The organism is Pseudomonas sp. GCM10022186 (assembly GCF_042656385.1).
GTDB lineage: Bacteria > Pseudomonadota > Gammaproteobacteria > Pseudomonadales > Pseudomonadaceae > Metapseudomonas.
This window is the reverse complement of record NZ_JBHSOU010000071.1, coordinates 143746-165691: the sequence shown is the minus strand read 5'-3', so window position 1 is coordinate 165691 and position 21946 is coordinate 143746. Positions and strand designations below refer to the sequence as shown.

The window sequence follows — 21946 nt, the reverse complement described above, 5'->3', positions numbered from 1 at the left end:
AGTGCGTGGGAAGTGTCCGACAACCGACCATGGTCGACTACCGGCGACTGTGCCCCGCTGGCACCACGCGCTATACTGCCGCGCCTTTTTTAGCCTCGCGCGCCGGGTCGTGGTCCGGCGCTTCCCTGATGTTCCCTCCAAGAGGAGCGCACCCATGACCGTGATCAAGCAAGACGATCTGATCCAGAGTGTCGCCGACGCCCTGCAGTTCATTTCCTACTACCACCCCGTGGACTTCATCCAGGCCATGCACGAGGCCTACCTGCGCGAAGAGTCGCCCGCCGCGCGCGATTCCATGGCGCAGATCCTGATCAACTCGCGCATGTGCGCCACCGGCCACCGCCCGATCTGCCAGGACACCGGTATCGTCACCGTGTTCGTCCGCGTCGGCATGGACGTGCGCTGGGACGGCGCCACCATGAGCGTGGACGACATGATCAACGAGGGTGTGCGTCGCGCCTACAACCTGCCCGAGAACGTCCTGCGCGCCTCCATCCTGGCCGACCCGGCAGGTGCCCGCAAGAACACCAAGGACAACACCCCGGCGGTCATCCACTACTCCATCGTTCCCGGCAATACCGTGGAAGTGGACGTCGCGGCCAAGGGCGGCGGCTCCGAGAACAAGTCGAAGATGGCCATGCTCAACCCGTCCGACTCCATCGTCGACTGGGTACTGAAGACCGTTCCGACCATGGGCGCCGGCTGGTGCCCGCCGGGCATGCTCGGCATCGGCATCGGCGGTACCGCCGAGAAGGCCGCGGTGATGGCGAAGGAAGTCCTGATGGACCCGATCGACATCCACGAACTGAAGGCCCGCGGCCCGCAGAACAGGATCGAGGAACTGCGCCTCGAGCTGTTCGACAAGGTCAACCAGCTGGGCATCGGCGCCCAGGGCCTGGGCGGCCTCACCACCGTGCTCGACGTCAAGATCATGGACTACCCGACCCACGCGGCTTCCCTGCCGGTGTGCATGATCCCCAACTGCGCCGCCACCCGTCACGCCCACTTCGTGCTCGACGGTTCCGGCCCGGCCGAACTGGAAGCCCCGCCGCTGGACGCCTACCCGGAAATCGTCTGGGAAGCCGGCCCGTCCGCGCGCCGCGTCGACCTGGACAAGATCACCCCGGAAGAAGTGCAGAGCTGGAAGCCGGGCGAGACCCTGCTGCTCAACGGCAAGATGCTCACCGGCCGCGACGCCGCGCACAAGCGCATGGTCGACATGCTGAACAAGGGCGAAGAGCTGCCGGTGGACCTCAAGGGCCGCTTCATCTATTACGTCGGCCCGGTCGATCCGGTGCGTGACGAAGTGGTTGGCCCGGCCGGCCCCACCACCGCCACCCGCATGGACAAGTTCACCCGCCAGATCCTCGAAAGCACTGGCCTCTTGGGCATGATCGGCAAGTCCGAGCGCGGCCCCATCGCCATCGAGGCGATCAAGGACAACAAGGCCGTCTACCTGATGGCCGTCGGCGGCGCCGCCTACCTGGTGGCCCAGGCGATCAAGAAGTCCAAGGTCCTGGCCTTCGCCGAACTGGGTATGGAAGCCATCTACGAGTTCGACGTGAAGGACATGCCGGTGACCGTCGCCGTCGACACCAACGGCGAGTCGGTGCACATCACCGGTCCGGCGATCTGGCAACAGAAGATCGCCGAGAACCTGGCGGTGGAAGTGAAATGATCCACTGACGCAAGAAGAAATGCCCGGCACCATGCCGGGCATTTCATTTGCCATGCACTTCCCGGCCAGCCCGGAAGCCTGCCGGCGCGAATGGCTACCCACTCTCCAGGATGATCTGCCCAGCATGAACACCTATGTCGGCTCGACCGTCAGCAAGGTCGCCGCGGCCTCCGATCCTGGCAGCCTGCCACTGCCCGATCTCTCGATGCGCAGTGACATCCAGGGACTGCGCGCCATCGCCGTGCTGGCTGTCATCCTCTTCCATGCGAACAAGGCCTGGCTTCCAGGCGGCTTCATCGGCGTTGATATCTTCCTGGTGATTTCCGGCTTCCTGATTACCTCCATCATCCTGCGCCAACAGGCGAATGGCCGCTTCAGCTTCAAGGATTTCTACCTGGGCCGCTTAAGGCGCATCGTCCCTGCCTACCTGGCGCTGCTGACGGTGGTGGCGGGCGTGATGTCCGCACTGCTGACCCCGACCGACTTCAAGTTCTTCGAGAAGAGCCTCAACGCGGCGCTCTACTTCAACAGCAACCATTATTTTTCCGGGTTCGGCGACTACTTCGCCCCCAGCGCCCATGAGCTGCCCCTGCTGCACACCTGGTCCCTGGCCGTGGAGATGCAGTTCTACCTGATACTGCCGCTGTTCCTGGTCCTGGTACCGGCACGCCTGTACAAGTGGTTGCTGCCCACCCTGACGGTTCTGGTGACGGCCTACGTGAGTTACCGTCTCGCCGATGCCGCAAACCGCCAGGCCACTTACTTTTCCCTTCTGGCACGCATCCCCGAGTTCCTCATTGGCTCCTGCCTGGCGGTGTTCAGGCCCGGCGGCCTGTCGTCCCCACACCTTGCCAGCGCCCTGGCCTGGCTCGGCCTGGCGACCGTGATCGGCTGTCTGGTCTGGATCGACGAATCCCGCACCTTCCCGGGTTGGATAGCGCTGCTGCCCTGCCTGGGCGCGGCGCTGATGATGGCCTCGCGGCACGGGCCGGTCAGCCGCTTGCTGTCCACGCGCCCCATGGTCTGGATCGGTGGCCTCTCCTACTCGCTCTACCTCTGGCACTGGCCGGTCCTGGCGGGGATCCGCTACTACACCGGCCGGTATGAGCTCCTGCCGGTCGAGCTGCTGTGGTTCGCGCTGCTCACCCTCGGCCTGTCCTACCTGTCCTACCGCTGGATCGAGCGGCCGTTTCGCTCCGCCGGCAATCGCCGCGCCACATTGGCGCGGGTCTTGGCGCTGGGTATCGTGGCGGTTCCGCTGATCGCCACCTCCAGCAAAGTCAATCGCTCCATCGTCGCGCCGCTCTCCGTCGAGCAGACCCGCTATGCGGTGGATGCGGAAATCTGCCACGGCAAGATAGTCGGTGACTGCATCCGGGGTGACCGGGCGGGCAAGGAGACACTCCTGGTCCTCGGCGACAGCCACGCAGCGCAATTGAATCTGTTCTTCGACCAGTTGGGCACGATCAACCATTCCGCAGCCCGGATCATCACTGGCAGCAGTTGCGTAACCATCCAGGGATTCGACTTCGCACGCCTGCCCGACTGGGCCCAACCAGCGTGCACCGCCCAGATCGCCGCTGCGGAGCCCTTGATCCGCAGTGCGGAGAAGATCGTGATCGCTGCTATGTGGCAGTACCAGGCCCAGAGCCCGGCATTCCTGCAGGCCTTCGAGCAATTCCTCGAGACTACCGACGCCAGGGACCAGAAGGTGCTGGTGATGGCTCAGTTGCCTATGTTCGACTCGGACATGCAACGCATGGACCGGTTCGCCCAACTGCACCTGCCGGTCAGCCGCAAGCTCAACGACCAATGGCAGGCAGCCAACCAGATGATCGCGGACATTGTCGCCAGGCACCCGTCCGCACGTTTCCTCGACCTTTCCGCAGCGCCGCTGTTCTCTTCGGCGCCCTTCTTCGACAACACCCTCATCTACTACGACAAGCACCACCTGAACGAAATCGGTGCGCGTCGCTACGCCGAACTGGCGGCCCCCTTCTTCCGGGACTTCTGACAGCAAGGCGCCGCGCTGGGCCGAAAGGCGCGACAGCACGGGATATCAGCCCGCCATCGGGTGCGCCTTTTCGAACTGCTCCGGCCAATCGCGGCGGGTGAAGACCTGGCCCTTGGCCCGCACCCGGCGCACTTCTGCCAGGTCCAGGTCGCAGACCAGCCAGCGGCTGGTGGCCGGGCAGAGCTCGGCGCTCTCGGCGATCACGCCATTGCTTGGCATGCCGTAATCCGGCGGCACGTAGAGGCCGGCGCGGCCGATATTCTCGTCCAGGGCCGGCGACCAGGGCGCTAGGCCCACGGTGGGCGCCTGCAGCACGGCGATCTGGTTTTCCAGGGCGCGCGCCCGGGCGCCGATGCGCACCCGGTGGTAGCCGGCCTCGGTGTCGGTGCAGCTGGGAGCGAGAATCAGGTCGACGCCGCCTTCGACCAGGGTGCGCGCCAGCAGGGGGAATTCGTTGTCGTAGCAGATCAGGATGCCGAGGCGCCCCAGGGCCGTGTCGAACACCCTGAGCCCCTGCCCCGCTGCGATCCCCCATTGCTCGCGTTCGAAGCGGGTCATGATCAGTTTGTCCTGGAAGCCCAGCTCGCCGCCGGGGCCGAACAGCCAGGCGCGGTTGCGGTACCGACCATCGGCATCGCGCACCGGCAGGCTGCCGGGTTGCAGATAGACGCCGAGCCTGGCCGCGATTCCGGTGCAGAGGCTCCGCCAGTCCTGCAGCAGCGGCTGGATACCCGCGATGGACGCCTGCAGGTCGCCGCGCTGCTCCGCCGGCAGTTGGCCGGCCAGCACCAGGCCGGCGTACTCCGGCAGCACCAGCAACTTCGCGCCCTGGCCCGCAGCCTCGGCGCACAGGCCCTCGAGATGGGCGGCGTAGGCCTCCCAGCTTTCATGAAGCTCGATGGCGTACTGGCAGGCGGCGATCCTGATCATGGGCTGAGCTCCTTGAGCCAGAAGGACATGGGCTTGGCCGACTCGCTCGTCTCGTCGAGGTCGCGCCAATGGTATTCGGTGCGCAGCTCAGGGTGATGGCGGTAGCCGCGCCGCACCCAGAACTCGTTCAGCGGCTGGTAGCCGGGCGGACGCCGCGGGTGGTCGGCGGGGCGCTCCACCGCGCAGAAGGCGCAATGGTCGAAGCGCCCCAGGCGCCGCGCATAACCCTCGCGCTCGGCGAAGAAGCGCACGCCAAGACCCATACCACGGTATTCGGGCAGCAGCACCGACTCGCCGAAATAGAAGATCCGCTGCGGGTCCCAGCCCTGCTCGCGGAAAGGCCGCTGGAATTCCTCGGTCTCGTCGGCCATGGGCAGGCCGGTGGAGGCACCCACCACCTGCCCGCCGTCCTGGGCCAGGACGAACAGGCTCTCCGGCGATTCGGCATAGGTCGACAGGTAGCGCGCTTCGTACTCCAGCGTGCCGTCGTAGAGGTAGGGAAACTCGCGAAACACCGTCAGGCGCAGGCGCGCGAGGTCGTCGATGTGGGGCGCTATGGCAGCCCCCTGGAGCAGGCGGATATGCATGGGAGCGGTCGTTCTGGGGAAGTGGATGACGCCCCTGGCTAAGTCGGGCTCGAGCCAGGAACCTATCATGCCGGGCACGAACCGACTGACCCCATTGCGACAGGAACCCAACCATGACCGCTATCGAACTGGTGCAAGCCTATTACGACGCCTTCAACGCCGGGGACATGCCGGCCTTCCTCGGCCTGCTCAGCGAGGACGTGGTGCACGACATCAACCAGGGCGAGCGCCAACAGGGCAAGGCCGCCTTCGCCGCCTTCATGGACAAGATGAACCGCTGCTACAAGGAGCGCCTGTCCGACATCGTGATCATGCAGAACGCAGACGGCAGCCGCGCCGCCGCCGAGTTCGTGGTACACGGCCAGTACCTGGCCGACGACGAGGGCCTGCCGCCGGCCAAGGGCCAGACCTACGTGCTGCCGGCCGGTGCCTTCTTCCATATCCACTGCGGCAAGATCGCCCGGGTGACCAACTACTACAACCTCAACGATTGGGTCGAGCAGGTCTGCTGATCAGGAAGTGCTCCGAGGCCCTGAAGCTTCCCGGATTTCATCGGGCTACGGACGGGTGAGCACTGCGTAGGGCGGATCACGCCCCATCGATCCACCATCGAAGTCCAGCATGACCTCGATGGTGGAAACGAAGAGCGGTTTCCACCCTACGAGTCGCCTTACAGCTCGATCTTCGTCCCGAGCAGCCTGAGGAACGCCCCCAGCCACGCGGGATGGGCCGGCCAGGCCGGGGCGGTCACCAGGTTGCCCTGCACATGGGCTGCATCCACCGGGATATCCACATACTCGCCGCCGGCCAGGCGCACTTCCGGGCCACAGGCCGGGTAGGCACTGCACTCGCGGCCCTCCAGCACCCCTGCGGCGGCCAGCAGCTGGGCGCCGTGGCAGACGGCGGCGATGGGCTTGCCGGCCTTGTCGAAGGCCTTCACCAGCTCCAGTACCTTCGCATTCAGACGCAGGTATTCCGGCGCGCGGCCACCGGGGATCAGCAGAGCGTCGTAGTCCTCCTCCCTGGCCTTGGCGAAATCGAAGTTGAGCGCGAAGTTGTGGCCAGGCTTCTCGCTGTAGGTCTGGTCGCCTTCGAAATCGTGGATGGCGGTGCGCACGGTCTGCCCGGTGATCTTGTCCGGGCACACGGCATGCACCGTATGGCCGACCATCAGCAGGGCCTGGAAAGGCACCATGGTTTCGTAGTCTTCGGCGTAGTCGCCAACCAGCATCAGAATCTTCTTCGCGGCCATGTCGCATCCTCCTCCTGGATTGGAAACCCTGGGCTTCAAAGGTTAGCCAATTATCCCCGATGCTCTTTCGTCGGGGGTAATGAGCCCCTGCTACAGGGACGGATGGCCGGCTTCAGATGCCGATCTGGTCCAGGGCACGGCCGACGCCGCGCCAGAAGCCCCGCTGTGGCCGCACCCGCTCACCGCTGGCGGCGATGCGCGCACTCGGCTGCACCTGGCGGGTGGCGGCGATTTCCTCGCGGCCCGGGGACTCTTCCACCAGTTGCAGCGGGCCGTTACCGGCAGCGGGCTGCTCGCTGTTCTTCGGCGGCGGGTCCAGTTCGTCGTAACGCAGGTAATAGGTGCGCCCGGCGCTGGCCTCCAGGGCGAAGGAGGTGATGAGGGTGAAGTCCAGCGGCCCCTCGGCGAACAGGGTCCAGTAGCTGCCGAACAGCGGTCGGCGCATTTCCAGCCGGTAGCTGGCGGCTTCGAACTCCAGCGCCAGATGGCCATTGCTCGGCAGGCTGCCGATCAACTGGTTGTCGAGGAAGATGCCGGGGGCTTCCAGCTCCTGGTCGGCCCAGTCACTGCGCGGCCGATAGAGGTAGACCAGGGCATGCTCGCCATCGCCCGGCGTCCCGGCCTCGAACAGCGGTCCGGCGGGGGCGCGGAAAAAGGCGCCGGGGGTGGAACAGCCGCCCAGCACGGCACAGGCCAGCAGGATCGGCAGGTATCGGCGGCCCATGCAGCCACTCCCTCTTGTCGTAGTCGAGCAAGCCTAGCCGGGCGTCGATCCACACACACCCGACGAAAGTGCGGCCCGCTCGCGGCGTACTAGCGGCGGCGGTCCAGCAGGTTGACCACCACCCGATCCAGCCATCCCCAGAGTCGCTGGCGCAGACGCTTGAGCAACGGGCGCGCATGCCAGTCGTCCAGGGTGATCTCGCGGCTGTGGGAAAAGTCCTGGCGCATGCAGGTATCCACCGCCTGGGTGAAATGCGGGTCCAGCGCCTCCAGGTTGGCTTCCAGGTTGAAACGCAGGTTCCAGTGATCGAAGTTGCAGGAGCCGACACTGACCCAGTCATCCGCCAGCACCATCTTCAGGTGCAGGAAGCGTTGCTGGTATTCGAAGATCCGCACCCCGGCACGCAACAGACGCGGGTAGTAGCGCTGGCCGGCAAAACGCACCGGCGGGTGGTCGGTGTGCCGGCTGGTGAGCAGCAGGCGCACCTCGACGCCGCGCCGGGCCGCCTTGATCAGGGCGCGGCGGACCTTCCAGCTCGGCAGGAAGTAAGGTGTGGCCAGCCAGACGCGATTGCGCGCCGTGCGAACGCTGCGCACCAGCGACCGGACAATGTCGCGGTGCTGGCTGGCATCGGCGTAGGCCAGGCGCCCGAGCCCCTCCCCCACCGCCGGATAGGGCGGCAGGTGCGCCAGGCCCGGCGCCTCGCCCGGCTTCCAGGGGCGGCGGCCGAGGCTGGCCAGCCACTGGTAGTCGAAGATCAGTTGCCAGTGCGCCACCAGCGGCCCCTCGATGGCCACCATCACCTCGTGCCAGCGGCTGGCCTCCTGGCTGGGGTTCCAGAACTCGTCGGTGGAGCCGGTGCCACCGACGAAGGCCACGCGGTCGTCCACCACCAGGATCTTGCGGTGGTCGCGGTACAGGTTGCTGAAACCACGCCGCCAGCGCAGCGGGTTATAGAACTGCAGCAGCACGCCGGCCCCGGTCAGGCGCTGGCGCAGCGCCGTCCCCAGTTTCAGGCAACCGAAGCCGTCGAACAGGCAGCGCACCCGCACGCCGCGCACGGCGGCGACGCACAGGGCGTCCACCAGGGCTTCGCTGCAATGGCCGTCTTCCACCAGGTAGAGTTCCAGCGCGACCTGGTGCTCGGCCCGGGCGATGGCGGTGAGCATGGTCGGAAAGAACTGCGGGCCGTCGATCAACAGCTCGAAGCGGTTGCCGGACTTCCAGGGGAAGATCTGACCCATCAGCGCTCCGTGAAGATCAGCACGGCACCGACCGGCACCGACAGGCTGATGCCCGGCAGGCCGGCCAGCTTGCGCAGCTCATCCAGCGCCGAGGTCAGGCCGAAGTCCTCCACCTGCAGCACCAGCGGCGCCAGGGTCACCACCTGGAAGCGGTGATCGTCCAGGCGCGTGGCCAGGAGTTCGGCGCGATACTGCTGCTCCTTGTCGCGAATCTTCACCTTGAGCGGCAGGCCCAGTTCCAGCTGGGCGCCGGGGGCCAGGTCGGTGATCGGGCGCAGGTCGAGCCGGGCGCTGACCTCGGCCTCGGGATACTTGGCGATTTCGAAGAACTGGTCCCGCAGGCGCTGGTCGCGCAGCGGAACCCCGGTGCTCACCGACTCCAGTTCGATGCGCAGGCGCGCCTCGCCGTCCTTGTCGATCTTGCCGTGCAGGGTGAGGAAGCGGTGCACCTCGGAGATGCTGCCGGCCTTGGTGGAGATGAAGGAGATGCGCGACGACTCGTTGTCCAGGTACCAGCTGGCCTGGACCGGCAGGGCCAGGGCGCCGAGCAGGGCAATGAGGGGGCGTAACGATTTGTGCATGCGGGCTTCCTTTGGCATGTCGCTTTCGGCGCAGAGACTGCAGCCGGACTCCATTGGTCACACGGATCGCCGCCGGGTTCCGCCATTGGCCGGACCGACGGACGGCGATGGGTGCAAAGCTACCAGAGGATGCGGGGTTGTGGGTGTCGGCAGCGGCCCCGGGATGACTGTGGGGGCGAATTCATTGGCTATGTCTGCGTTAAGTGTTGCTAGAACGTCCTGAGCCAAGCTGATTATCGAGCGGGCGATGAGTCCCTGTTTCGCCTCCCGGCGAGTCCCTTTTTCAAATGCCAAAGAAGTAACCAAGAACGCTTGCCCCTGCATCCGGCCCGGCTTCGCCGGGTCCCCTCGCTCCATCGTTGCGCCGGGGGCCCGGCGTGAGGGGTCATCCCTGGTCCCGCACGCCTCTCGCGGCATCCATGCCGCTCGTCCCCCTCTGCAACGATTCCGCTCGGCCTCCTGACAGGGCGGAGTCGCCGCCCCACCGCTTCTGCACAGGTGCAGGCAAAGACCAGGCATCAGGATTGCTGCGCCCTGTCAGGCGCGAGTCACCCCTCTCCCTCCGGGAGAGGGGCCGGGGGAGAGGGAGGTGTCAGGCTAGCGCGGAGGCCTGAAAGCCCCGTGTTAGATGTCTCTATTCAATGCTGCAACAGCTAACGCCGACATCGCCAATTCATTCGCCAGGCAGACCGAAGGTCTGCGTTCTGGCAGATGCCTCTCGGGACCGCTGCGCGGTCCTTGGCGAATGAATTCGCCCCTACAAGAAGCCGGCCCACTCCAGCAAGGAAGAAACGGGCGGGGCTTCTGATTGCCGGCTTACAGGCTCGGATAGTCGATATAACCCACCGGTCCCTTGGCATAGAAGAGCTCGGGGCGCGGTTCGTTCAGCGGCGCGTCCAGGCGCAAGCGTTCGGGCAGGTCGGGGTTGGCGATGAAGGGGATGCCGAAGGCCACGGCATCGGCCTTGCCGGACTCCAGCCAGGCATGGGCACTGGCCCTGGTGAAGCGCTCGTTGGCGATGAACACGCCGCCGAAGGCTTCCTTGAGCTGCGGCGACAGGCTGTCCTCGCCGTCCTTCTCGCGGGCACAGATGAAGGCCACGCCACGCTTGCCCAGCTCGCGGGCGACGTAGCCGAAGGTCGCGCCCAGGTCCGAGTCGCCCATGTCATGGGAGTCGGCGCGCGGCGACAGGTGCACGCCGACGCGGCCGGCGCCCCACACCTTGATCGCCGCATCGGTGACCTCCAGCAGCAGACGCGCGCGGTTCTCGATGGAGCCGCCGTACTGGTCGCTGCGCTTGTTGGTGCTGTCCTGGAGGAACTGGTCCAGCAGGTAGCCGTTGGCGGCGTGGATCTCCACCCCGTCGAAACCGGCGGCCTGGGCGTTCTCGGCGCCCACGCGGTAGGCCTCGACTATGTCGGCGAGCTCCTCGGTTTCCAGGGCGCGCGGTACCGGGTAGTCACGCAGCGGGCGCAGCAGGCTGACATGGCCCTTGGCGGCGATGGCGCTGGGCGCCACCGGGGTTTCGCCACCCAGGTAGCTGGGGTCGGAGATGCGGCCTACGTGCCAGAGCTGCAGGACGATCTTGCCGCCGTTGGCGTGCACCGCCTTGGTGATGTTGCTCCAGCCCTTCACCTGCTCGTCGGACCAGATGCCGGGGGTGTCCGGGTAGCCGACTCCCAGCGGGGTGACCGAAGTGGCTTCGCTGATGATCAGCCCGGCGGATGCCCGCTGGGTGTAGTACTCGGCCATCAGGGCGTTGGGCACGCGGCCTTCGTCGGCGCGGCAGCGGGTCAGGGGCGCCATGATGATGCGGTTGGAAAGTTCCAGGTCGCCGATCTTGATCGGGTCGAAGAGCGTGGGCATGTCGTTTACCTCGGGTCAGTCGAGAGCCGCTTGCAGCTCGGGATTACGGTTGCTGAAGGTGAGCAGGGTCGCTACCAGGGCGAGGATCGCCAGCACGGCAGCAGCCAGGGGTACGGTGGTGAGGCCGAAGCCCTGGCTGATGACCAGGCCCCCGACCCAGGCGCCGAGGGCGTTGCCCACGTTGAAGGCGCCGATGTTCAGGGTGGAAACCAGGTTCGGCGCGGCACTGCCGAAATTCACCACGTTGACCTGCAGGGCCGGCACCGCGGCGAAGGCGGCCGTGGCCCAGAGGAACAGGGTGATTTCCGTGGGGATCAGTGCGGCGCTGGTCCAGGTCAGGGCGCTGGAGGCGATGGCCAGTGCGATGAACACGCCCATCAGGGTCTGCGCCAGCTTCCAGTCGGCCAGGCGGCCGCCGATCACGTTGCCCAGGGTCAGGCCCAGGCCGATCAACAGCAGGCTCCAGGTCACGCCACGGGGCGAGACGCCGGTCACCTCGCCCAGCAGCGGCGCGACATAGGTGAAGATGCAGAACACCGCCGCGGAGAACAGCACGGTGGTGGACAGCGCCAGCCACAGGCCGGCCCCACGCAGGGCGGCGAATTCGGCGCGGATGTCGGTGGCCTCTTCGTCGTGCTGGCGCGGCAGCACACGCCAGAGACCGATCAGCGCGGCAACACCGATCAGGGTCACCGCCCAGAAGGTGGAGCGCCAGCCGGCGGCCTGGCCGAGGGCGGTGCCCAGGGGCACGCCGAGCACATTGGCCAGGGTCAGGCCGGTGAACATCAGGGCGACGGCGGACGCCTTGCGGTTGGCCGGCACCAGGCTGGCGGCCACCACCGAACCGATGCCGAAGAAGGCGCCGTGGCAGAGTGCGGTGATCACCCGCGCCAGCATCAGCAGACCGTAGTTGGCGGCGATGGCACAGAGCAGGTTGCCGACGATGAACACCCCCATCAGCACCAGCAGCGCCTTGCGGCGTGGCAGCCGGGCGGTGGCCATGGCCATGATCGGCGCGCCGATGGCCACGCCCAGGGCGTAGCCGGTGACCAGCCAGCCGGCTCCGGGGATCGATACCCCCAGGTCCGCGGCGACTTCAGGCAACAGGCCCATGATGACGAATTCGGTGGTGCCTATCGCGAATGCGGACAAGGCGAGGACGAGAAGCGCAGTAGGCATGGGCCTGCTCCTTGGAAGTTTCGGGTTGTAGGCAGGTGCTGCAGTTACAGCTCGTCGCTCATCTGGCGAAGAAATTCGGCGATAACGGCTTCATTGCGCTTGAAGAAGTTCCATTGGCCCACCTTGCGGCTGGTCACCAGCCCGGCACGCTGCAAGGTCGCCAGATGCGCCGAGACGGTGGACTGGGACAGCCCGCAGCGCTGGTCGAACTTGCCGGCGCAGACGCCGATCTCGAAGGGGTGGTCCTGTTCGACGAAGTACTTCTCCGGCTCCTTGAGCCACTGCAGCATCTCCCGCCGTACGGGATGCGCCAGCGCCTTGATGATTTCGTCGAGATCTATGGATGTGCTCATGGCCGGATTCGTATATCGAGATGGAACGAACTTTATATCGACCGGAGACGATATAGGATCGTTTGTGCCGATAGTCATCATCGACCGTCATGATAGAGCGCCCCTGGGTTAAGCTCAGCCGATGAACTACCTCGCCCACCTCCATCTCGGCGGCTCGCAGCCCGCGCAACTGCTCGGCAGCCTCTACGGCGACTTCGTCAAGGGGCCGCTGGACGGACGCTGGCCGGCGGATATCGAAGCGGCCATCCGCCTGCACCGGCGCATCGACGCCTTCACCGACAGCCACCCGCTGATCGCCCAGGCCAGGTTGCGCTTCCCCGCCGGACGACGGCGTTTCGCCGGCGTCCTGCTGGACGTCTTCTTCGACCACTGCCTGGCCCGCGACTGGGGGCTCTACGCTGCAGAGCCGCTGGATGCCTTCACCCGCCACGTGTACCAGGTGCTGGTCAGCGAGCCGCAGCTGCCCGGCCGCCTGGCGCTAATCGCCCCCCGCATGGCCGCCCAGGACTGGCTCGGCAGTTACCGCGACTTCGAGATACTGGAACTGGTCATCGCCGGCATGGCCCGGCGCATTTCGCGGCCCGAGGCGCTGGCCGGCGCCATGGCCGAACTGGAAGACCTCTATCAGCCCCTGTCCGACGACTTCCAGCTGTTCTATCCACAGCTCCAGCATTTCGTCGGGACTCAGCACGCCATCGTTTGACCTGCATCAAGAGCGAATTCCTACACCTGCAGTGGAATGGGTTCATAAACCTTGCTCCGGAGGTGCCTGATGAAAGCCCTGATGCTCGCGACAGATTTGTCCAATCGCTCCGATCGCGCCCTGCGCCGCGCCGCCCGCCTGGTCCGGCAGTTCGACTGCCCCTGGTTCATCCTCCATGTGGTGGACGAGGACCAGCCGCAACTGCGGATCGAACTGGAAGTGGAGCAAGTCCGGCGCTACCTCAACGAGCAGCTCGACTTCTACAGCGAACTGGCTGGCCGCGCGCCGCAAATATGGGTGGAAGTGGGCGATCCGGCCAGGCACATCGCCGACTGCACGCGCTGGGCCGGCGTCGATCTGCTGGTGGTCGGCAGCCATCGCAAGAATCCGCTGCGCGACATCTTCGTCGGCACCACCCTGGAACGCCTGGTGCGCACCAGCCACGTACCGATCCTGCTGGTGAACCGGGTCGCCGAAAGCGACTATCTGGCTCCCCTGCTGGCCATCGACTGCTCCCCGGCTTCCGCCCAGGCCGCCCGCGCCGCTCATGAACTGGGCCTGCTGCCGGCGCCCGGCGCGCGGGTGCTGCATGCCTTCGACCCGCTGGGCGGCGCTATGCTGCTGGCGGCAGGCGCCGGAGCCGGGACGATTCCCGGCGACTACGCCGCCAGCGGACACCGTCGCGCCACCGCCGCCCTGGATGAATTCCTGCTGGAGGAAGAACTGGGTGCCTTCATCGACCAGCGGCTGATCGAGGAAGGCCAGCCGATGACCGCCCTGCGCCGGGTGCTGGAACGCGAACCCATCGACCTGGTGGTGATGGGCACGCGCGGGCTGACGGGCATGAAGCGGGTGCTGATCGGCAGCGTGGCGGACGCCGCCATGCGCGAACTGGACTGCGACATCCTCACGGTGCCGCCTTTCAGCTGGTCCGAAAAGGACCAGGCCTGACCGCCCTCAGGCCGCCAGCGCCTCGTCATCCTCACCGAAGAGCGCCCGTTGCACGGCGCTCTTCGCTTTCTGGCTCAACAGCGTGCGGCTCAGTCCCTGGCTCGGGAGGGGTTCGAGCAACTGGATCTCCACCTCGATCGGATCGTTGCGCAACAGGCGCACAAGATGCGAGAGCAGATCGTCTTCGCCGATGAAGGGGGCGATTTCGTCGCGTTGGCCGTCACGCCGGTAGCGGATCGCCACCGGCTGCACCGGCACTCCGGTTTCCACTGCGCTGGTCAGCAGGCGACTGTGGAAAGTCTTCAGCTGGCTGCCGTCGGTAGTGGTGCCTTCCGGGAAGATCAGCAGGTTACGCCCCTCTCCCAGGTGGCGGGCCAGTTGCTGCCCCACCAGGCCGCTATCCCCGGACCCTCGGCGGATGAACAGCGTGCCGGCCTTGTGCGCCAGCCAGCCGGCCACCGGCCAGGCGCGCACTTCGGCCTTGGACAGGAAGGACAGTGGCGCCAGGGCGCCGAGCAGCGGGATATCGGTCCAGGACACATGGTTGCTGACCCAGAGCATCGGCTGCTGCGGCACGGCGCCGCTGATACGCACGCGGAACGGCAACGCGCCGGCGAGGCGGGCGAGGAACCAGCAGGTCAGGCGCTGCCGGGTGGCCATCAGCTCCCTGCGCCCCAGCCGCTCCAGCACACCGACCCAGACCGCCAGTACAAGGCCCAGGCCGACCACCGCGAGCAAGCGGGCCGCACGGGCATGGAAGCGCAGGGACTTCAGCATGCCGACCTCAGACCGCCGCCTTGAAGTGGCGGGCATAGCGTGGACAGAGCTCGTCGCGCTTGAGCAGGATGAAAACGTCGGCCACCTGGAAATCCGGGTCCCAGCAGGGTTCGCCACAAATCTTCGCGCCCAGGCGCATATAGGCCTTGAGCAGCGGCGGCATCTCGGCGATCACGTTGCCCGGCACTTCCAGCACCGGCAGCGGATTCCTCGGTTCGGCACGCAGGTGCTCGGTGCAGAGGTAGCGATCACGCAGGCGCTGCATGATGGCCTGGGCCTGGATACCGCCATCCTGCATGGGGATGCTGGCGCAGCCCATCAGGTAACGGTAGCCGCCCTGGTTCAGCACTTCGGCCAGCTCACCCCAGAGCACGGCGATGGTGGCGCCGTTGCGGTAGGCCGGGGCGACGCAGGTGCGGCCGATTTCCAGCACCGGGCCCTGCAGTTCGCCGAGGCCGTGGAGGCTGAACTCCTCCTCGCTGTAGAAGCGGCCCAGGTCGTGGGCGGCCTGATGGTCGAGCAGGCGGGTGGTGGCCACCAGTTCACCACTGTCCAGGTCGCGCACACCGATATGCTGGCAGTGCGGATCGTAGTCATCCATGTCGAGGCCGAACTCGGCGCCCTGCAGCTTGGCGTCGAACTCGGCGCTGAATACGCGGAAACGCAGGGCCTGCGCTTCGCGCAGGGCGGCAATGCCGTCCAGACGCTCGGCCTGCAGGCGGCGAGGGCTCTTCCCGTTGGTTGCGACGCTGTCGCGGGTCATGGCGATCTGGGTCATGAATAAGCCTCCGTAGGCCGGCTCGATCCCGGTTGCAGCCGGACGATCTTGTTGTGCAAGCTCAGGCTAGGTAGACCCGGTGTCACCTCCGTGACGCTCCGATGATCCTTGTATGACAGCCCCCGAGGAGTCCCAAATGCCCTGGCAACGCCTGCTCGAAGCCTCCGCCCGCCTGCCCTCCGGCCAAGCCCTGGACGACTGGTTCAACGTCTTGCTGGAGCGCCTGGGCGAAGCCACACCCTTCGAACTGGCGGTGCTCGGCGGCAAGCTGGCGCCCACCCCGGGCCTGGCCTTCCTCGCCGGTTACCAGGGCGCCCTGCGGCTGCTCTGGCCCTCGGCACCGCTGGGCCTCGGCGCACTGTGCGTCACTGAGAACCGCAGCGTGCGCCCTGCGGATATGCACACCCGCCTCGACGGCCTCAGCCTCCATGGCCGCAAGGATTTCGTCACCGCCGGGAATGCCGCCGACTGGCTGCTGGTGGCGGCCCGCGAGGAGCCCGCAGGGCAGCCGCCGCGCCTGGCCCTGACCGTGGTGCGCAACGGCGATCCGGGGGTGCGCATCGAGAACCTCAAGCCGCTGCCGCTGATGCCCGACGTACCCCACGCCCGCCTGCATCTGGACGGTGCCCATTGCGAGCGCCTGGCCGGCGACGGCTGGGATGCCTATGTGAAGCCCTTCCGCAGCATCGAAGACCTGCATGTCCTCGCCGCACTGTGCGCCTGGCTCTACGGCGTGGGCTGCGACTGCGCCTGGCCCCAGGCGCTGCAACTGCGCCTGCTTGGCCTGCTCGCCGGCGCCGCGGAGGTTTCCCGCCAGTGCGCCACCGCCCCGGCGATGCACCTGTTGCTGGCGGCGCTCTTCACCGAGTTCAAGGCCCTCAAGCCGGAGCTGGACAGCGCTTTCGCCGGCGGCCCGGCGGAATGGTCCAGCCTCTGGCAGCGCGACCAGGGCGTGCTGGAGATCGCCAGCGGGCCACGGGCCAAGCGGTTGGAGAAAGCGCTGGCCGCCCTGGGAATGTGATGGCCTGTGGGAGCGAATTCATTGGCGATTGAAATCGCTCCCACAGGAAGACGGCCATTCACCGGGTGCGTCCGATGTCCTTGATCCAGATCAGCACTCGCTTGTAGGAAATTTCCTATATCTGCGCGCCGCATTTCCATTCGAGGTTTCCATGCGTCGCGAACCCATCGTGCTGTTCGACAACGGCACCCACCAATGCCTGATGTTCGACGATCTGGTCAGCGGCGACGGCGTGCAGTCCAACCAGTTCCTCATCACCGACCACGAGCAATACCTGCTGCTGGACCCGGGCGGCGACCTGACCTACACCCCGCTGTCGCTGGAACTGTCCAAGCACATGCCGGTGCAGGACCTGACCTACATCTTCGCCTCCCACCAGGACCCGGACATCATCGCCTCCCTGGACAAGTGGCTGCTGCACACCCGCGCACGGGTGATCTGCTCCAAGCTCTGGGCACGTTTCCTGCCGCACCTCACCGCCAACTACCTGGCCATCAGCCACGGAATTTCCACCTACGACCGCATCATCGCCCTGCCCGACCGCGGCGACTCCATCCCCCTCGGGCGTTGCCAGCTGAAGGCGGTGCCAGCGCACTTCCTCCACTCGGTGGGCAATTTCCAGCTCTATGATCCGGTCAGCCGCATCCTCTTCTCCGGCGACATGGGCGCCTCGCTGGTGGACGACGCCACGCCCGTGCGCGACTTCGTCAACCACGTGCCGAACATGGAGGGTTTCCACCGGCGCTACATGGCCAGCAACAAGATCTGCCGCCTGTGGGCGGAGATGGTGCGCCGCATGGACGTGGAGATGATCGTGCCGCAACACGGCCGGCCCTTCGTCGGCAAGGAAATGATCAGCGCCTTTCTCTACTGGATCGAGAACCTGGAATGCGGCACCGACCTGATGGGCCCGGACGACTACCGGCTGCCGCGCTGAAGGCTGGAGGCTGGAGGCTGGAGGCTGGAGGCTGGAGGCTGGAGGCTGGAGGCTGGAGGCTGGAGGCTGGAGGCTGGAGGCTGGAGGCTGGAGGCTGGAGGCTGGACAGGGTTCGTTCGGACCAACGCCGGGTCAAGCTTTTTCGTTCAGCCGTCAGCCTCCAGCGCTGTTGTCGGCTCTTTCCAGCTCCCCCTCGGTTCCGCCCTGCGGAACCACCTTCGATTGTCCTCCTCTCGCCCGCGCGGTTAGCTGATGGCCAGCCGCGCAAGCGGCAGCCGACCCAACGAGGAGAACAACAACAATGGCCCGTTACGCACATATCCAGGCCTGGCTCGACGACGTCGCCGCCGATCTCAAGGCGCTGCGCCAGGACATCCACGCCCACCCCGAACTTGGTTTCGAGGAACAACGCACCGCCGCCCTGGTGGCCCGCCTGCTGAACGAATGGGGCTATGAAGTCCACAGCGGCATCGGCCGCACCGGCGTGGTCGGCGTGCTGCGCAACGGCGATGCCAGCCGCACCCTGGGCCTGCGCGCCGACATGGATGCCCTGCCCATCAGCGAAGCCACCGGCCTCGACTACAGCAGCTGCCACGCCGGGCGCATGCACGCCTGCGGCCACGACGGCCACACCGCCATGCTGCTGGGCGCGGCACGCTACCTGGCGGCGACTCGCAATTTCCAGGGCACCCTCAACCTGATCTTCCAGCCGGCCGAGGAAGGCCAGGGCGGCGCCGAGGCCATGCTCGCCGACGGCCTGCTGGAACGCTTCCCCTGCGAAGCCCTGTACGGCATGCACAACATGCCCGGCCTGGAAGCCGGCCACCTGTGTTTCCGCGAAGGTTCGCTGATGGCCTCCCAGGACCTGCTGGAAGTGGTGATCGACGGCGTCGGCGGCCACGGCTCCATGCCGCATCTGTCGGTGGACCCGCTGGTGGCTGCTTCCAGCGCCGTGATGGCGTTGCAGACCGTGGTCGGGCGCAACGTCGACCCGCAGCAGGCGGCGGTGGTCACCGTCGGCGCCCTGCAGGCCGGCGAAGCGGCCAACGTGATTCCCCAGAGCGCCCTGCTGCGCCTGAGCCTGCGCGCCCTTGACGCCAAGGTCCGCGAACAGGTGCTGGAACGGGTGCAGGCGATCATCCACAGCCAGGCGGAAAGCTACGGCTGCCGCGCCAGCATCAATCACCGCCCGGCCTACCCGGTGCTGGTCAACAGCGCCACGGAAACCGCCTTCGCCCGCCGTGTGGGCGAGGAACTGGTCGGCGCCGACCAGGTGCTGGACGCCCCCACCGTGATGGGCAGCGAGGACTTCGCCTGGATGCTCCAGCGCTGCCCCGGCAGCTACCTGTTCATCGGCAACGGCAGCGGCACCGACCGGCCAATGGTCCACAACCCCGGATACGACTTCAACGACGAGATCCTGGTGCGCGGCGCCGCGTACTGGGCCGCTCTGACGGAGGCCTGGTACCAGGCGCCGCCGGCCCATTCCCTGGCCTCTGCCACTGCCGCCTGACTTCCCACGTTTTCCGGAGAATCCCCCATGCACGCTTCCCAGAGCGGAACCTCGCGCACCCGTCAGGTGACCGCCGCCGTCATCGGCAACGCCCTCGAGTGGTACGACTTCATCGTCTACGGCTTCCTGTCGAGCATCATCGCCCGCCTGTTCTTCCCTGCCGACAGCGAATACGCCTCGCTGCTGATGGCCCTGGCCACCTTCGGCGTCGGCTTCTTCATGCGTCCGGTGGGCGGTGTCCTGCTGGGCCTGTACGCCGACCGCAAGGGCCGCAAGGCTGCCATGCAGCTGATCATCCTGCTGATGACCCTGGCCATCGCCCTGATCGCCTTCGCCCCGGACCATGCCGCCATCGGCATCGGCGCGCCGGTGCTGATCGTGGTCGCCCGCATGCTCCAGGGCTTCGCCACCGGCGGCGAATACGCCAGCGCCACCGCCTTCCTGGTGGAAAGCGCGCCAGCCAACCGCCGTGGTCTCTACGGCGCCTGGCAGCTGTTCGGCCAGTGCCTGGCGGTATTCGCTGGAGCCGGCATGGGCGCCCTGGTGACCCACACCCTGTCTCCCGAGGCGCTGGACAGCTGGGGCTGGCGCCTGCCCTTCATCCTCGGCCTGCTGATCGGTCCGGTGGGTCTGTGGATGCGCCGCCACATGGAGGAGACCGAGGCCTTCCTCGACGCCCGCGAAGCGCACCGGGGCGAAGCCTTCGGCCTGCTGCAGGTATTGCGCGAACATCGCCGCGCCGTGCTGGTGACCATGGGTACGACCATCAGCGGCACCGTAGCCTTCTACGTGGTGCTGGTGAACATGCCCACCTTCGCCCACAAGCAGCTCGGCCTGCCGCTGGACCAGGTGTTCATGGTGCAGATGCTGGCGGTGGCGCTGATGACCCTGATCATCCCGCTGGCCGGCGCCCTGTCCGACCGCATCGGCCGGCGACCGGTGCTGTTCGGCGGTACCCTGGCGTTCTTCCTGCTGGTCTATCCGCTGTTCTCCTGGGTCGCCGAGTCCCCGAGCGTGGAACGCCTGCTGGTGATGCAACTGCTGCTGTGCAGCATGATAGGGGTGTCCTACGGACCGGCCCCGACCTCGGTGGCCGAGCAGTTCCCCACCCGCGTACGCTCTACCGGCCTGGCCCTGGCCTATAACGTGGCGGTGATGCTGTTCGGCGGCTTCGCCCCCTTCATCGTCACCTGGCTGACCCAGGTGGGCGGCACGCCGGTGGCCCCGGCCTGGTACGTACTCTTCGCCTCGCTGATCGGCCTTGCCGCCACCTGTTTCCTGCGCGAGGGCGCGCCCGCCGCCCTGGAGCGCCGCCAACGCCGCACCCTGCTCGCCACCTCTGCCCGGAGCCTGTGAATGACCCGTTTCGAATTCCCGCAGAACACCACTGCCACCCTGCGGCAGGAAATCGTCGCGCTGGACGCCCTGCCCCTGTCCGAGGCCATCCGCACCCGCCAGCTGTCCTGCCGCGAAGTGATGCAGGCCTACCTGGAGCAGATCGAGCGCTACAACCCGAGGGTCAACGCCCTGGTGGCGAGGCGCCCGGCCGAGGAACTGCTGGCCGAGGCCGACGAGCGTGATCGCCTGTTGGCCAACGGCCAATGGCTGGGCTGGATGCACGGCATGCCGCAGGCGGTGAAGGACCTCGCCGCCTGCGCCGGCCTGCCCACCAGCATGGGCTCGCCGCTGTTCGCCGGGCAGGTGGCGCAGCACGACGCCATCGCCGTGTCGCGGGTGCGGGCGGCCGGGGCCATCTTCGTCGGCAAGACCAACGTGCCGGAGTTCGGCCTCGGCTCGCAGAGCTACAACAATGTCTTCGGCACCACCGGCAATGCCTATGACCCGGCGCTCTGCGCCGGCGGCAGCAGCGGCGGCGCGGCGGCGGCCCTGGCCTTGCGCCTGCTGCCGGTGGCCGACGGCAGCGACATGATGGGCTCGCTGCGCAACCCGGCAGCGTTCAACAACGTCTATGGCCTGCGCCCCTCCCAGGGGCGGGTGCCCTTCGGCCCCACGCCGGAACTCTTCGCCCAGCAGTTGGCTACCGAGGGCCCCATGGGCCGCAGCGTGGCCGACGTCGCAGCACTGCTGCGCACCCAGGCCGGACCCTATCGCGCCGCGCCGCTGGCCCTGTCCAGCACGGCCGACCTGATCGGCCCGCTGCAACGCGATTTCGCGGGAACCCGCATCGGCTGGCTCGGCGACCTGGGCGGCCACCTGCCCATGGAGCCCGGCCTGCTGAGTCTTTGCGAAAGTGCCCTGGCGGACTTCCGCGACCTCGGCTGCCAGGTGGAAGACTGTCTGCCGGAGTACGACCTGAACCGTCTCTGGCGCTGCTGGCTGGTGCACCGCCAGTGGCTGGTGGCCGGCAGCCTGGCCCAGGCCTACGCCGATCCGGTACGCCGCGCGCAGCTCAAGCCGGAGGCCGTCTGGGAAGTGGAAAGCGGCCTCGACCTCGGCGCGGCGGAGGTCTACCAGGCCTCGGTCGACCGTAGCGACTGGTACCGCGCCGTGGAGAAGCTGTTCGAGCGTTACGACTTCCTGCTACTGCCCAGTGCCCAGGTGTTCCCTTTCGATGCAACGCTGCACTGGCCCAAGGCCGTCGCCGGCCGGGAGATGGATACCTACCACCGCTGGATGGAGGTGGTGATCGGCGCCACCCTGGCCGGCATCCCGGCCATGAGCGTACCGGTGGGCTTCAACCCCGCCGGATTGCCCATGGGCCTGCAGATCATGGGCCCTGCCCAGGCCGACCTGGCCGTCCTGCAACTGGCCCATGCCCATGAGCAGCTCACCCAGTGGGTGCGCAACTGCCCACCACCGTTGCTGCAAGATGTTCGCTAAACGAGCGATGCCACCCG

Annotated in this window: 21 protein-coding genes; 10 read left to right on the top strand and 11 right to left on the bottom strand. The window is 67.0% G+C overall.

Annotation, left to right across the window (positions count from 1 at the left end; all coding sequences use genetic code 11):
* Positions 1-154: 154 nt before the first annotated feature.
* Both ACFPU0_RS27200 and ACFPU0_RS27195 read left to right on the top strand, forming a co-directional pair.
* Positions 155-1678: a fumarate hydratase gene (locus ACFPU0_RS27200; RefSeq protein WP_377696400.1), complete on the top strand. Its 1524-nt coding sequence runs from the start codon at positions 155-157 to the stop codon at positions 1676-1678.
* Positions 1679-1802: 124 nt separating this feature from the next.
* Positions 1803-3692 carry an acyltransferase family protein gene (locus ACFPU0_RS27195; protein ID WP_377696399.1) on the top strand — a complete coding sequence of 630 codons (1890 nt, stop codon included), beginning with the start codon at positions 1803-1805 and terminating at the stop codon, positions 3690-3692.
* 45 nt (positions 3693-3737) lie between these two features.
* Here the strand turns inward: ACFPU0_RS27195 and ACFPU0_RS27190 are convergent, their stop codons facing one another.
* Both ACFPU0_RS27190 and ACFPU0_RS27185 read right to left on the bottom strand, forming a co-directional pair.
* Positions 3738-4622: a carbon-nitrogen hydrolase family protein gene (locus ACFPU0_RS27190; RefSeq protein WP_377696398.1), complete on the bottom strand. Its 885-nt coding sequence runs from the start codon at positions 4620-4622 to the stop codon at positions 3738-3740.
* Positions 4619-5209 carry a GNAT family N-acetyltransferase gene (locus ACFPU0_RS27185; protein WP_377696397.1) on the bottom strand — a complete coding sequence of 197 codons (591 nt, stop codon included), beginning with the start codon at positions 5207-5209 and terminating at the stop codon, positions 4619-4621. Before ACFPU0_RS27185 ends, ACFPU0_RS27190 begins: the two co-directional genes overlap by 4 nt.
* Before the next feature lie 113 nt (positions 5210-5322).
* Here ACFPU0_RS27185 and ACFPU0_RS27180 point away from each other — a divergent pair, with 113 nt between their 5' ends.
* Positions 5323-5721, top strand: a complete 399-nt coding sequence (locus ACFPU0_RS27180; RefSeq protein WP_377696396.1) for a nuclear transport factor 2 family protein — start codon at positions 5323-5325, stop codon at positions 5719-5721.
* A gap of 158 nt (positions 5722-5879) precedes the next feature.
* Here the strand turns inward: ACFPU0_RS27180 and ACFPU0_RS27175 are convergent, their stop codons facing one another.
* The 7 genes from ACFPU0_RS27175 to ACFPU0_RS27145 all read right to left on the bottom strand — a co-directional run bounded on the left by ACFPU0_RS27175 (position 5880) and on the right by ACFPU0_RS27145 (position 12408).
* Entirely contained in the window at positions 5880-6461 is a 582-nt protein-coding gene (locus ACFPU0_RS27175) for a DJ-1/PfpI family protein (protein WP_377696395.1), read from the bottom strand.
* Positions 6462-6573: 112 nt separating this feature from the next.
* Positions 6574-7185, bottom strand: a complete 612-nt coding sequence (locus ACFPU0_RS27170; protein WP_377696394.1) for a DUF2846 domain-containing protein — start codon at positions 7183-7185, stop codon at positions 6574-6576.
* Between the two features lie 89 nt (positions 7186-7274).
* Positions 7275-8432 carry a phospholipase D-like domain-containing protein gene (locus ACFPU0_RS27165; protein WP_377696450.1) on the bottom strand — a complete coding sequence of 386 codons (1158 nt, stop codon included), beginning with the start codon at positions 8430-8432 and terminating at the stop codon, positions 7275-7277.
* Positions 8429-9010 carry a YceI family protein gene (locus ACFPU0_RS27160; protein WP_377696393.1) on the bottom strand — a complete coding sequence of 194 codons (582 nt, stop codon included), beginning with the start codon at positions 9008-9010 and terminating at the stop codon, positions 8429-8431. Before ACFPU0_RS27160 ends, ACFPU0_RS27165 begins: the two co-directional genes overlap by 4 nt.
* 816 nt (positions 9011-9826) lie before the next feature.
* A complete protein-coding gene (locus ACFPU0_RS27155; protein ID WP_377696392.1) occupies positions 9827-10876 on the bottom strand; it encodes an alkene reductase in 1050 nt (349 codons plus the stop codon).
* Between the two features lie 15 nt (positions 10877-10891).
* Positions 10892-12055 carry an MFS transporter gene (locus ACFPU0_RS27150; protein ID WP_377696391.1) on the bottom strand — a complete coding sequence of 388 codons (1164 nt, stop codon included), beginning with the start codon at positions 12053-12055 and terminating at the stop codon, positions 10892-10894.
* A 44-nt stretch (positions 12056-12099) separates the two neighbouring features.
* A complete protein-coding gene (locus ACFPU0_RS27145; protein WP_377696390.1) occupies positions 12100-12408 on the bottom strand; it encodes an ArsR/SmtB family transcription factor in 309 nt (102 codons plus the stop codon).
* Between the two features lie 121 nt (positions 12409-12529).
* Here ACFPU0_RS27145 and ACFPU0_RS27140 point away from each other — a divergent pair, with 121 nt between their 5' ends.
* Together ACFPU0_RS27140 and ACFPU0_RS27135 are read left to right on the top strand one after the other, a co-directional pair.
* A complete protein-coding gene (locus ACFPU0_RS27140; RefSeq protein ID WP_377696389.1) occupies positions 12530-13111 on the top strand; it encodes an ACP phosphodiesterase in 582 nt (193 codons plus the stop codon).
* Positions 13112-13192: 81 nt separating this feature from the next.
* Positions 13193-14062 carry a universal stress protein gene (locus tag ACFPU0_RS27135; RefSeq protein ID WP_377696388.1) on the top strand — a complete coding sequence of 290 codons (870 nt, stop codon included), beginning with the start codon at positions 13193-13195 and terminating at the stop codon, positions 14060-14062.
* 6 nt (positions 14063-14068) lie between these two features.
* On the opposite strand, the gene ACFPU0_RS27130 is transcribed toward ACFPU0_RS27135, so the two are convergent.
* Positions 14069-14836, bottom strand: a complete 768-nt coding sequence (locus tag ACFPU0_RS27130; RefSeq protein WP_377696449.1) for a lysophospholipid acyltransferase family protein — start codon at positions 14834-14836, stop codon at positions 14069-14071.
* Between the two features lie 10 nt (positions 14837-14846).
* On the bottom strand, positions 14847-15617 hold the full coding sequence (gene olsB / locus ACFPU0_RS27125) for an L-ornithine N(alpha)-acyltransferase (protein ID WP_377696387.1): 771 nt from the start codon (positions 15615-15617) through the stop codon (positions 14847-14849).
* A gap of 136 nt (positions 15618-15753) precedes the next feature.
* On the opposite strand from olsB, the gene ACFPU0_RS27120 reads away from it, so the two are divergent.
* The 5 genes from ACFPU0_RS27120 to ACFPU0_RS27100 all read left to right on the top strand — a co-directional run bounded on the left by ACFPU0_RS27120 (position 15754) and on the right by ACFPU0_RS27100 (position 21929).
* Entirely contained in the window at positions 15754-16638 is an 885-nt protein-coding gene (locus tag ACFPU0_RS27120; RefSeq protein ID WP_377696386.1) for an acyl-CoA dehydrogenase, read from the top strand.
* 151 nt (positions 16639-16789) lie between these two features.
* Positions 16790-17575 (top strand): MBL fold metallo-hydrolase, encoded by a 786-nt coding sequence (locus ACFPU0_RS27115; RefSeq protein ID WP_377696385.1) that lies wholly within the window; start codon positions 16790-16792, stop codon positions 17573-17575.
* Between the two features lie 301 nt (positions 17576-17876).
* Positions 17877-19088 (top strand): M20 aminoacylase family protein, encoded by a 1212-nt coding sequence (locus tag ACFPU0_RS27110; protein ID WP_377696384.1) that lies wholly within the window; start codon positions 17877-17879, stop codon positions 19086-19088.
* 27 nt (positions 19089-19115) lie between these two features.
* Positions 19116-20444: a citrate-proton symporter gene (locus ACFPU0_RS27105; protein WP_377696383.1), complete on the top strand. Its 1329-nt coding sequence runs from the start codon at positions 19116-19118 to the stop codon at positions 20442-20444.
* On the top strand, positions 20445-21929 hold the full coding sequence (locus ACFPU0_RS27100) for an amidase (protein WP_377696382.1): 1485 nt from the start codon (positions 20445-20447) through the stop codon (positions 21927-21929).
* The last annotated feature ends 17 nt before the right edge of the window (positions 21930-21946 follow it).

What these genes read in the sequence shown, in the direction of transcription:
- ACFPU0_RS27200 (WP_377696400.1), top strand. Translation starts at nt 155, where the DNA reads ATGACCGTGATCAAGCAAGACGATCTGATCCAGAGTGTCGCCGACGCC.
- ACFPU0_RS27195 (WP_377696399.1), top strand. Translation starts at nt 1,803, where the DNA reads ATGAACACCTATGTCGGCTCGACCGTCAGCAAGGTCGCCGCGGCCTCC.
- ACFPU0_RS27190 (WP_377696398.1), bottom strand. Translation starts at nt 4,622, where the DNA reads ATGATCAGGATCGCCGCCTGCCAGTACGCCATCGAGCTTCATGAAAGC.
- ACFPU0_RS27185 (WP_377696397.1), bottom strand. Translation starts at nt 5,209, where the DNA reads ATGCATATCCGCCTGCTCCAGGGGGCTGCCATAGCGCCCCACATCGAC.
- ACFPU0_RS27180 (WP_377696396.1), top strand. Translation starts at nt 5,323, where the DNA reads ATGACCGCTATCGAACTGGTGCAAGCCTATTACGACGCCTTCAACGCC.
- ACFPU0_RS27175 (WP_377696395.1), bottom strand. Translation starts at nt 6,461, where the DNA reads ATGGCCGCGAAGAAGATTCTGATGCTGGTTGGCGACTACGCCGAAGAC.
- ACFPU0_RS27170 (WP_377696394.1), bottom strand. Translation starts at nt 7,185, where the DNA reads ATGGGCCGCCGATACCTGCCGATCCTGCTGGCCTGTGCCGTGCTGGGC.
- ACFPU0_RS27160 (WP_377696393.1), bottom strand. Translation starts at nt 9,010, where the DNA reads ATGCACAAATCGTTACGCCCCCTCATTGCCCTGCTCGGCGCCCTGGCC.
- ACFPU0_RS27155 (WP_377696392.1), bottom strand. Translation starts at nt 10,876, where the DNA reads ATGCCCACGCTCTTCGACCCGATCAAGATCGGCGACCTGGAACTTTCC.
- ACFPU0_RS27150 (WP_377696391.1), bottom strand. Translation starts at nt 12,055, where the DNA reads ATGCCTACTGCGCTTCTCGTCCTCGCCTTGTCCGCATTCGCGATAGGC.
- ACFPU0_RS27145 (WP_377696390.1), bottom strand. Translation starts at nt 12,408, where the DNA reads ATGAGCACATCCATAGATCTCGACGAAATCATCAAGGCGCTGGCGCAT.
- ACFPU0_RS27140 (WP_377696389.1), top strand. Translation starts at nt 12,530, where the DNA reads ATGAACTACCTCGCCCACCTCCATCTCGGCGGCTCGCAGCCCGCGCAA.
- ACFPU0_RS27135 (WP_377696388.1), top strand. Translation starts at nt 13,193, where the DNA reads ATGCTCGCGACAGATTTGTCCAATCGCTCCGATCGCGCCCTGCGCCGC.
- olsB (WP_377696387.1), bottom strand. Translation starts at nt 15,617, where the DNA reads ATGACCCAGATCGCCATGACCCGCGACAGCGTCGCAACCAACGGGAAG.
- ACFPU0_RS27120 (WP_377696386.1), top strand. Translation starts at nt 15,754, where the DNA reads ATGCCCTGGCAACGCCTGCTCGAAGCCTCCGCCCGCCTGCCCTCCGGC.
- ACFPU0_RS27115 (WP_377696385.1), top strand. Translation starts at nt 16,790, where the DNA reads ATGCGTCGCGAACCCATCGTGCTGTTCGACAACGGCACCCACCAATGC.
- ACFPU0_RS27110 (WP_377696384.1), top strand. Translation starts at nt 17,877, where the DNA reads ATGGCCCGTTACGCACATATCCAGGCCTGGCTCGACGACGTCGCCGCC.
- ACFPU0_RS27105 (WP_377696383.1), top strand. Translation starts at nt 19,116, where the DNA reads ATGCACGCTTCCCAGAGCGGAACCTCGCGCACCCGTCAGGTGACCGCC.
- ACFPU0_RS27100 (WP_377696382.1), top strand. Translation starts at nt 20,445, where the DNA reads ATGACCCGTTTCGAATTCCCGCAGAACACCACTGCCACCCTGCGGCAG.